This window comes from Nocardia sp. alder85J (assembly GCF_020176955.2).
Lineage (GTDB): Bacteria > Actinomycetota > Actinomycetes > Mycobacteriales > Mycobacteriaceae > Nocardia.
Window position 1 is genome coordinate 430,173 of record NZ_JAIUCZ020000009.1, and the last position, 9,489, is coordinate 439,661.

At 67.6% G+C, this 9,489-nt stretch carries 8 protein-coding genes, 1 tRNA gene and 1 pseudogene; 6 read left to right on the top strand and 4 right to left on the bottom strand.

All coding sequences use genetic code 11. From position 1 onward, the window contains the following. The first annotated feature begins 9 nt into the window (after positions 1 to 9). Together LBW94_RS32310 and LBW94_RS32315 are read left to right on the top strand one after the other, a co-directional pair. Positions 10 to 648, top strand: coding sequence for a rhomboid family intramembrane serine protease (locus LBW94_RS32310; RefSeq protein ID WP_225062014.1), 639 nt, complete (start codon positions 10 to 12; stop codon positions 646 to 648). Continuing rightward, a complete protein-coding gene (locus tag LBW94_RS32315; protein WP_225062013.1) occupies positions 641 to 1,381 on the top strand; it encodes a DsbA family protein in 741 nt (246 codons plus the stop codon). Before LBW94_RS32310 ends, LBW94_RS32315 begins: the two co-directional genes overlap by 8 nt. A gap of 82 nt (positions 1,382 to 1,463) precedes the next feature. On the opposite strand, the gene LBW94_RS32320 is transcribed toward LBW94_RS32315, so the two are convergent. Both LBW94_RS32320 and LBW94_RS32325 read right to left on the bottom strand, forming a co-directional pair. After that, positions 1,464 to 1,763: a hypothetical protein gene (locus LBW94_RS32320; protein ID WP_225062012.1), complete on the bottom strand. Its 300-nt coding sequence runs from the start codon at positions 1,761 to 1,763 to the stop codon at positions 1,464 to 1,466. Then, the gene (locus LBW94_RS32325) at positions 1,760 to 3,115 is read right to left on the bottom strand and encodes a DUF222 domain-containing protein (RefSeq protein WP_225062011.1); all 1,356 of its coding nucleotides are present in this window, start codon (positions 3,113 to 3,115) and stop codon (positions 1,760 to 1,762) included. Before LBW94_RS32325 ends, LBW94_RS32320 begins: the two co-directional genes overlap by 4 nt. Before the next feature lie 135 nt (positions 3,116 to 3,250). On the opposite strand from LBW94_RS32325, the gene LBW94_RS32330 reads away from it, so the two are divergent. The 3 genes from LBW94_RS32330 to LBW94_RS32340 all read left to right on the top strand — a co-directional run bounded on the left by LBW94_RS32330 (position 3,251) and on the right by LBW94_RS32340 (position 5,943). Then, positions 3,251 to 3,323: transfer RNA gene (locus LBW94_RS32330), tRNA-Ala, on the top strand. Positions 3,324 to 3,571: 248 nt separating this feature from the next. Then, on the top strand, positions 3,572 to 5,122 hold the full coding sequence (gene istA, locus LBW94_RS32335) for an IS21 family transposase (RefSeq protein WP_225062762.1): 1,551 nt from the start codon (positions 3,572 to 3,574) through the stop codon (positions 5,120 to 5,122). Next, a complete protein-coding gene (locus LBW94_RS32340; protein ID WP_225062761.1) occupies positions 5,119 to 5,943 on the top strand; it encodes an ATP-binding protein in 825 nt (274 codons plus the stop codon). Before istA ends, LBW94_RS32340 begins: the two co-directional genes overlap by 4 nt. 135 nt (positions 5,944 to 6,078) lie before the next feature. Here LBW94_RS32340 and LBW94_RS32345 read toward each other — a convergent pair whose 3' ends face one another. After that, positions 6,079 to 6,618 carry a site-specific integrase gene (locus tag LBW94_RS32345; RefSeq protein WP_225062792.1) on the bottom strand — a complete coding sequence of 180 codons (540 nt, stop codon included), beginning with the start codon at positions 6,616 to 6,618 and terminating at the stop codon, positions 6,079 to 6,081. Positions 6,619 to 6,732: 114 nt separating this feature from the next. Here LBW94_RS32345 and LBW94_RS32350 point away from each other — a divergent pair. Beyond that, positions 6,733 to 7,542 (top strand): annotated as a pseudogene (locus tag LBW94_RS32350) (IS256 family transposase); the annotation flags it as partial. Positions 7,543 to 7,559: 17 nt separating this feature from the next. Here the strand turns inward: LBW94_RS32350 and LBW94_RS32355 are convergent. Next, on the bottom strand, positions 7,560 to 9,489 hold a 1,930-nt coding region (locus tag LBW94_RS32355), incomplete at its 5' end, for an ISAzo13 family transposase (RefSeq protein WP_266272670.1).

Sequence of the window (9,489 nt, forward strand, 5' to 3'; positions counted from 1 at the left end):
CCTTCTCCCATGGACCCTGCCGATGCCCGGAATCCCTACTCCGCCTTGCTCTCCCGGATCGGTCACCGCCGCCGCCCGGTGACCAACGGCGTCGTGTTCACGGTGACGGCCGCCGTCGGCATCGCACAGCTGGTCCATCCGCGGTTGCTCGGCCTGGGCCGGCGCGACGCGGCCGCGATCGACCGCGGTGAGTGGTGGCGGCTGCTCACCGGGATGTTCCTCCAGGACGGCCGGCTGCCCGGACTGCTGGTCAACCTGGTGGCGCTGGCCCTGGTCGGGACCGCCGCCGAGCGGGTGTTCGGCTGGTGGAAATGGCTGCTGCTGTACTTCGGCTGCGGACTGTTCGGCCAGGCCATGAGCTACCTGTGGCTGCATCCGGACGGCGCCGGAAATTCGATGTGTGTGACCGGGCTGATCGGCGCGCTGGCGACGGTGGTGCTGCTCGCGGCCCGGCGATTCGGGACACCGGTGGCCCGGCAACCGTGGCTGACCGCGCTGGCCGTGCCGGTGCTCGCGGTCGCCGACACCGCCGTCCACGACAACCACGGCCTGCCCGCACTGCTCGGCACTGCGCTCGGTGCGTTGCTGCTCCCCGCCCCTGCGGCGCCGCCGGAAACGCCGGTGCGGCAGAGTGTTGCGCGTGACTGAACGGAGCTCGAAGTACACGCCGCGGCCCATGTCGAGCGTCACCACCTACGCCCTGGGTGGCATCGCGCTACTGGTGGCCGCGCTGATCGTGGTGTTCGTCGTGCGCTGGAACAGCGACCACGGCCTGAAGGTCCGCGACGACGGATACGGCTCGGTGCACAACAGCGAGGTGCACGCGCTGCTGGACTCCGACGGCGCCATCGTGCTGGGCAAGCCCGGTAACGTGCACACCATCGACGCCTTCGAGGACCCGATGTGCCCCTCCTGCGGTGCGATGGAGCACCTGTTCGGCCAGGAGATCGCCCACAGGATCGACGACGGCACGCTGGCCGTCCGGTACCGCCTGGTGAACTTCCTGGATCCGAAGTCCGGCAGCAAGGACTACTCGACCCGCGCGATCGCCGCCAACGAATGTGTGGCCGACACCGGCGACGGCCCGCTGTACGCCAAGTTCCACCAGATGCTGTTCACCACCGACCAGCCCAGCGAGAACGGCGGCGACCTCACCAACGCGCAACTGGCCGACGTCGCCAAGCGGGCCGGCGCGCCCGACACGGTGCAGCAGTGCATCGCCAAGGGCACCCGCGTCGACAATGCCCGCATCCACGCCGACGCCGCGCTGGCGGCCATGAAGTCGGCCCTGGGCGGCAAGGTGGAGACCCCCACGGTGCTCGACAACGGCAAGCAGATCGACGTGAACACCGCCGACTGGGTGACGAAAATCGCCTCGTGACCGGAATCGGCCCGGGTGGTCATCCCCGCCCACCCGGGCCGACTCCCACCGAGCGCGGCGGTCGCCTCGCTCGACGCTGTGGCTATCCATCGGCAACATCCGTGGGATCGTCCCCCAGCAACGCCTCGTACACCCGGTTGCGGGCATCGGCGATGGCATTGACAGTGTCGCGCAACTGCCCGGCCAGCGCCGCGTAATCGCAACCGGCACTGGTCCGATCGAGTTCCGCCTCCAGCCGCCGCCGGAGCTGTTCCAGCGCCGCGATGCGTTCCCGTTCCACCCGGACATCGATGATCGTCGGGGCCGGCGGCCGGTCCGGGTTCTCCATGACGTGCCGTGTCCTCGTGCTCGGAGTGCGAATGGTGTCGATCGTTACGGTCATCGCTGCACCGGCCGTTCGCTCGCCGTATCCTCCGGCGTCGGTGCCGCGAGGTGCCGATGCGTGAGCCGATGCGGCGCGATCGGGTAGGTGAGGTCGAGCCCCGGCTGTGGTGTCCGCGAAACCGTTGCCGCCGTATCGATTCGAACACCGGGAGCCTCGGAATCGAGGTGCGGGAACAGATATCGAGCCCCCTCCCGCACCGTCGTGTGCCGGTCCCCGGTGGGGCTGGTCCACAACACCCGATCGGCATCCAGTCGCCGCACCCGCCACCCGATCGCGGACAACCGCAACCGGCGATGATGCGCACACAACCCGCCTCCCACCCCATCGCGACCCGAATCATCCTGCACACCAACGGTCTTCGGATCGTGGTCGATCACACATTCCGCAGCGGACACGGTGCACCCCGGGAACCGGCACTGCCCGTCCATCGCCCGCCACACCTCCGGGGCCTTCGTCGATTCCGCCGCAGGCTCCGTGATCACTTGTAACCGAGCATGTTCCGCGATCCACCGCACCAGCGCCGCATCGACGGGCCCGTACCCCGCCAGCATCCCCGGATCCTCGGACGACCCCGCCAGCGTCGCGGCGGACACACCGACCTGCACCAGCACCGGCCACGAAACCTCCCCTCCCGCAGCACATTCGCCCCGCCCACAGCCGCACGCCAGCCTCGTCTCACCCGCGGCCAGCGCCACCAGCGCATCGGCCCGCCGCTGCGCCACCGTCCGGGGATCCTCCGCGCACACCCCCGCACTCATGTCACGCAACCGATTGGCAACCACCTGCGCCCCCATCGCCGGCAGCACCCCGTCGAACAACGCCACCCCGTCCTGCAACGCCGAGATCCGCACATCCCGATCCAGCTCGCGCTGCTCCCGCCGCCGCTGCTCACCCCCGGGATCCACCTTCGCGGCCCACCGCCGCGCCGTCTGCCGCAACCGCCCCGGCGTCGACCGCGCCGCCGTCTCCACCATCGTCTGCTCCACCTCCTCCAGCACCTCGACCGGCAGATCCCGCACCGCCTCGACGATGACCTGCGCGCGAGCCAGATCGATCCGCCCCTCCTCGAACGCCTCCGCCGTCCGAGGCAACTCGTCCAGCCCCAGCCCCACATCGATCAACGCCGCAGCAACCTGCTCCCCGACCAGCACCGCCGCCGTCACCTCGGCCCCCGCGAACTCCCCGGCCGCCACCGCCCCCCGCCGCCCGTCCTCCCGCCGCCGCCGATACAACTCCCGCACCGCCCGCACCTCCGCGGCCTGCGCGAACGCCGCCGCCCCATGTGCCCGCCGCAAAGCGTCGACCAGCACCTCATCGCTCATCGCCTGAAGCTCTCCGCTGTCGAACATGTGTTCGAGACTACCTCTCGAACGCCTGTTCCACCAGGCCTGCACCCAGGCGATTTGGTCCCGTAGCGAACGGTGGTGTAACTTCATCGAGGCCAGCGGGGAACACCTCCGAGGGCAGCAACAACTGAACAACCAGGGGCTATGGCGCAGCTGGTAGCGCACCACACTGGCAGTGTGGGGGTCAGGGGTTCGAGTCCCCTTAGCTCCACTTCAAAATCGCAGGTCAAGGCTGGGTTTTAATGTCGGCCAGCTTTCGACATTTACGTCATGTTGCCAAGATCTTGCCAACTGTCGGCTGCCAGGTGGAAGGGACCACCTGGGAGCTGGTTTAGCCAGGAGCATGGGACCACCTGTTAGCCAGTGATGGGACCGCCTGACCGGCAGGTTTTGCCAAGTTATGGGACCACTCCGGTGTGGTAGCTGGGGGTTCCGGTCGCTCGGCCGCTGTATTGGCGGATGAGCTACCGGGAGGTGTCGGTGATCGAGATCAGGGAGATGCTGCGGCTGTGGCTGCAGGGCCGCGGGCTACGGGAGGTAGCGCGGCTGTCGGCGGTCGATCGGAAGACCGCGCGGCGATACATCGAGATGGCCCAGTCGTGCGGGATGGACCGTGACGGCGGCGTCGAGCAACTGACCGACGACCTGCTGGCCACGGTGGTCACCGGGGTCCGCCGGGCCCGCCCGAACGGCAGAAGCGATGCCTGGGAGGCCGTTGCCGGCCAGTCCGAGCAGATCAAGGCGTGGATGGAGCAGGGCCTGACCCTGACCAAGATCCACGTCCTGCTGGGCCGGCACGGGGTGGTGGTGTCGTATCGGACGTTACATCGCTACGCCACAACCGAATTGGGGTTCGGGAAGAAACGCGCGACGGTCCGGGTGGCGGACTGCGAGCCCGGGGCCGAGGTTCAGGTCGACTTCGGCCGCCTCGGGCTGCTCACCGACGCCGAAGGCAAGGGCAGGGTGGTGAAGGGCCTGATCTTCACCGCGGTGTATTCGCGGCACGTGTTCGTCTATCCGACGTTCCGGGAGACGTTGAACGATGTGATCGCCGGGTTCGAAGCGGCGTGGGTGTTCTTCGACGGCGTGTTCGCGGTGGTGATCCCGGACAACATGAAAGCGATTGTCGATCAGGCGGATTCGACTGATCCGAAGTTGAACGACTCGTTCCGCGAATATGCCGAGTCCCGCGGTTTCGTCGTGGATCCGGCGCGGGTCCGTTCCCCGCAGGACAAGCCCCGGATCGAACGCTGCGTTCCTTACGTTCGCTCGAATTTCTTTGCCGGAGAACAGTTCCGGGATCTCGCGGACTGCCGGGATCGGGCGCAGCGGTGGTGCCGGGACACGGCGGGAATGCGGATCCACGGCACGACCCGCCTGCGGCCGGGTGAGGTGTTCGCAGCCGACGAGCATCCGTTGCTGAAACCGTTGCCCGACACCGTGTTCGACATCCCGTCTTGGGTGAACCCGAAGGTCGCACCCGACCGGCACGTCCAGGTCGCCAAGGCCCTCTACAGCGTCCCCGGTGATCTGATCGGGCAGCGCTTGACCGCGCGGGTCGATGCGGCGACGGTGAAGCTCTACTTCCGCGGCGCCCTGATCAAGGTCCACGCCCGCGTCGAGGCCGGGCGGCGGCAGACCGATCCGGCGGACCTGCCCAGCGAGTTGACCGCCTACGCGATGCGGGACCTGAACGCGTTGGGCCGCACAGCGTTCGATCACGGCCCGCATGTCGGCGCCTACGCCGCGGCCGTGCTCGAGCATCCGCTGCCCTGGACGAAGATGCGGCAGGTCTACCGGCTGCTCGGCCTGGTCAACCGGCACGGCGAGCACGCGGTCAACGACGCCTGCCGACGCGCGCTGGACGCCGAAGTCGTCGATGTCGGCCTGATCGACCGCATGCTGACCCGTGGCAGCGCCGCGGGCGGGCAGCTGACGTTGCTGCCGCCGCCGGCACCGTCACGGTTCGTTCGCTCGACCACTGATTTCTCGGTCCGGAGGCCCTCATGACCAGCAGCAGCACACGCCGTCCCGCCGCGGCACCGGCGGCCAAGCCGGTCGAGATCACACCCGAGCTGAAGTCGTTGATGCGCCGGCTCAAGCTTGGTCAGCTGCTGGATACGCTGCCGGAGCGGCTGGCGCTGGCGCGGTCGAATCGGTTGCCGCACCACGATTTCCTGGAGATGCTGTTCGCCGACGAGGTCGCCCGCCGGGACCGGGAGTCGCAGCAGCGCCGCGCGAAGACCGCGCACCTGGACCCGCAGATGCAACTGCAGGCTTGGGACGACACGACCGCGGTCAGCTTCGACCGGGAACTCTGGGCGGAGCTGTGTTCGCTGCGGTTCCTCGCCGACGCCTACAACGTCCTGATCATGGGACCGGTCGGAGTCGGAAAGACGTTCCTGGCCAACGCATTAGGCCACGTCGCCGTCCGCCGCAACCACACGGTTCACACCGAGCGCGCCGACAAACTGTTCAAACGGCTGCGCGGTTCACGCTTGGACGGCTCCTACGAGGACGAGATGCGCAAACTCCACCGCGTCGACCTGCTCATCATCGATGACCTGGCCCTGCACCGCCTGGAGGCGCCCGAGACCAACGACTTCTACGAGCTGATCGTCGAACGGCACCGCAAAGCATCGACGGTGATCACCAGCAACCGGGAACCACCGGAAATCCTCACCATGATGGCCGACCCGCTGCTCGCGCAGTCTGCAATGGACCGCTTGCAGTCCGCAGCCTACGAGCTCGTCGTCGAAGGCGAGTCCTACCGGCAGCGGCAGAAGCCCCACCGGGGCCGCGCGGCCGGCCCAGCCGACGGCTCGGATTGACCGGCAGCCCGGTCATCGGTCACCATCACCACACGGCCCGCGACCGGGCACACCCCGGTCCCATGCTCATGGCTAACCAGTGGTCCCTTCACCCTGGCAGGCGACAGCCAACGGGCGGGACGCCCGATTCCAGGGTCATTCTGAGTTGTCTGTGGTGGTGTCGAACATGACCGCTGCGGCAGTGGTGAGTCCTTCGTCGTAGGTTCGGCCGTAGACGGTGGTGGTCATGCGTACGTCGTGGCCGTGCCAGGCGGCGACAGTTGTCGCGGGGATGCCCGCGTGGAGCATGACCGATACCGAGGTGTGCCGGAGATTGCGCAGTGTGATGCGGGGAAGTCCGGCGGTGAGGCGGATCTGGTGGAACCGGGCGGTGAAGGTCCGGGGGAGTACCGGTGAGCCGTCGGACCGGGAGCAGATGTGCTGTTCGTCGTTCCATGCCCGGCCGAGTGTTATTTGTTCTTGGTTCTGCCGAGTCTTGAGGTCCTGCAATGCGATAGCAACGTTGTGGGGCAGTGACAGTGTGCGGCGGGAGCGCGCTGCCTTGGGTTCGTCTATCGCGTGGGCTTTTCCGGCGATTTCCACGTGTCCTTGTTCGACGCTGAGGGTATCGGCGGCCAGGTCGATGTCGGACCAGCGCAGGCCGCAGACTTCGGAGCGGCGCAGTCCGTAGGACACGAGAAATGATCAAGACCTGTGGATGACGGGAAGGACGCACCTTTCCGGATGATCTACGCAGGAAGCAAGTCTTGATCATGTCGGCGCGCCAACGCCGGCCGGGAAGGTACGTCCGTGCTCACGGTAGTCCAGAACATCGCCACCGAGGGTGGCCAGACCGGTTCGGCCCGGTCGTTGCTCGATGAAATCGTCCGTGACGGGGCCCGGCAGATGCTGGCCGCGGCGTTGAAAGCCGAGGTCGCGGCCTATGTCGCCCAGTTCGCCGACCAACTCGACGACGATGGTCACCGTCTGGTCGTCCGCAACGGCTACCACGACGAACGCGAGATTCTGACCGCCGCCGGCGCGGTCACGGTGAAAGCTCCGCGGGTCAACGACAAGCGCGTCGATCCGGAAACCGGTGAGCGGCAGCGGTTCTCCTCAGCGATCCTGCCCGCCTGGGCGCGTAAGTCCCCGCAGGTCAGCGAAGTGCTGCCGTTGCTGTATCTGCACGGGCTCTCGACCGGGGACTTCGGGCCGGCCGTCGAGCAGTTCCTGGGCTCCGGCGCCGGGTTGTCGGCGTCGTCGATCACCCGGCTGACCGGGCAATGGCAGGACGAGGCCCGCGCTTTCGGTGGCCGTGACCTGTCGGGCACCGATTACGTGTATCTGTGGGTCGACGGCATCCACGTGAAAGTACGCCTCGAGCAGGAGAAACTGTGCCTGCTGGTGATGATCGGGGTAGGCGCCGACGGCCGCAAAGAGCTGGTCGCCCTGTCCGACGGCTATCGTGAATCGACGGAGTCGTGGGCGGATCTGCTGCGCGGCTGCCGCCGCCGCGGGATGACGGCACCGGTGCTGGCTGTCGGTGATGGGGCGCTGGGGTTCTGGCGGGCGTTACGGGATGTGTTCCCGCAAACCCGTGAGCAGCGGTGCTGGTTCCACAGTGGGACTGTAAGGAATCAAGGTGGCGAGTCGGCTGTGTTGGTGTCCGATCGTGGTATCGCGGCGAGAAGCTCTGCGGCGGTGCGGAATCGGGTGGGCGCGGGGGTGATGGTGGTGCCGTCCTGTTCGAGGAGGGGGCTGACCAGGAGGGCCGCGTTGCGTATGGTGCCGCGGCTGACGCCGAACAGTTCGGCGAGGGTCCCGCGGGTGCAGAGTTTGCGGTGCAGCAGCACTGTCGCCAGGACCCGGTCGGCGTCGGTGATCTTCTCGACGAAGACTCCGCCGCGTGCGCCGGGCATGCGTTCGCCGCCGCGGCGCGTGTGCCGGTATCGCTCGGTCACGGCGGCCTGCCGGGGAGCGAGGCGTTCGATGAGGTGGTGGAGTTTCTGCCGGGGCATTCCGGTCAGGGCCGGTTCGGACAGTAGCTCCGACGGCGGCGGGGTGGGTCCGGGTTCAGACCTGTCGTGCAGGAACGCGCGGACGGCCGTGGCGCTGGTGAAGCGCAGTTGTGTGGCCGGGGTGACGCGATGATCGTGCTCGTCGAGGAGTGCGCGGGTTTCGGCGATGATTTCACCGATCGAGTTCGGGTTGACTTCGAGCAGTTCGGACAGCACATTCTGCGAGCAGAGTTGGCGCAGGTAGACGATGGTGATCAGTACGCCCGCCGCATCGCAGAGCAGACGTCTGCCACCGGCTCCGGGCGCGTGGCGACGTCGGCCACCGCGTTGTTCCCAGCGGCGTTGCGCAGCGCGGGCGGCTTGGCCCGGCGCCAGTTGTGCTGACAGTTCGTCCAGTTCGACGCGCGTCATGCCGATCACGCGGGGGTCGGTGAGCAGTTCCAGCACCTCGGTCCGGGCGCGGTCACGATCTTGCACGGGTTCGGAGGCGGTGGCCCCGGTGGGTGCGATGGTGTAGTTCCAGCTGCCGTGCCAACTATGCGGGTGAATCGGGAGCGCTTGGAACTGTTCGGTATTGACCGCGATGCCGGTCGGGTAGTCGCCGGTGTCGAGTTCGGCGTGAACGCGCAGGCCGGTGCGAGTGCGAGTCGAGGCGATGGTGTTGACCACGACCTCGTGGCTGGTCAGGGGCCGGCCCCGCCAGTTCATGGTGATCTGAGAGAACAGCCGATGCTCGATCTTGTTCCATTTGCTGGTGCCGGGCGGGAAGTGGCAGACGGTGATCGCCAGCCCGGTCTCGGCTGCCAGCGCCGCCAGCTCGGCCTTCCACAACCGGTAGCGGTAGCTGTTGGAACCGCCCGCGTCCGCGGTGATCAGCAACTTGCTCGCCCGCGGGTAGTCCAGGCATCCACGGTTGTGCCACCAGCGACGGATCGAGGCCACCGCGAACGCGGAGGTGTCGTGGTCGACCCCGACGTTGACCCAGCCCGCGTCGGCGGCCAGGTCGTAGACGCCATATGGGATCGCTTGCGCCACATCGGGTCCTGTGAAGAAGAAGCTGTGGTCTTCCACCTCTATCGGTTCGCCTTGCGGCCGCCATTCCCGCCCGCCGTTGGGCAGCCGACCCAGTTGCTGTTTCTTCTTCGAATCAACGCTGATCACAGGCTCGCCGGCGCCGAGGTGCTCCTTGACCTGATCGTTGATGTAACGGAATTGCCCGTCCCGGTCCGGATGCTGGCGGCCCTCCAGTGTCTTGGCGTTGGCCTGCATGCTGAAACCGTTGTCCCGCAATAGTTTGCCAACCGTCGGTGCGGAGACTGGATGTCCCTGCCGGGTCAGTTCCTCGGCCAGATGCCGCAGAGATTTGGTCGTCCACCGCAACGGTGACTCCGGATCGCCACGCTCGTCTGGCTCAACGAGTCGCAGCAGCGCCGCCAAGAGCTGCGGATCGACCTCGTCTGCGGGCTTGCGGCCCCCGCCGACGCGTCGCACCCGGCCCTCGGACAACGGCGCCTGGCCGGACTCCAACTCGAAAACGCCCTTGCGGACC

Bases quoted from the DNA above. Each gene is read 5' to 3' on its own strand.
- LBW94_RS32310 (WP_225062014.1), top strand. From the start codon at position 10: ATGGACCCTGCCGATGCCCGGAATCCCTACTCCGCCTTGCTCTCCCGG.
- LBW94_RS32320 (WP_225062012.1), bottom strand. From the start codon at position 1,763: ATGACCGTAACGATCGACACCATTCGCACTCCGAGCACGAGGACACGG.
- LBW94_RS32325 (WP_225062011.1), bottom strand. From the start codon at position 3,115: ATGTTCGACAGCGGAGAGCTTCAGGCGATGAGCGATGAGGTGCTGGTC.
- istA (WP_225062762.1), top strand. From the start codon at position 3,572: ATGAGCTACCGGGAGGTGTCGGTGATCGAGATCAGGGAGATGCTGCGG.
- LBW94_RS32340 (WP_225062761.1), top strand. From the start codon at position 5,119: ATGACCAGCAGCAGCACACGCCGTCCCGCCGCGGCACCGGCGGCCAAG.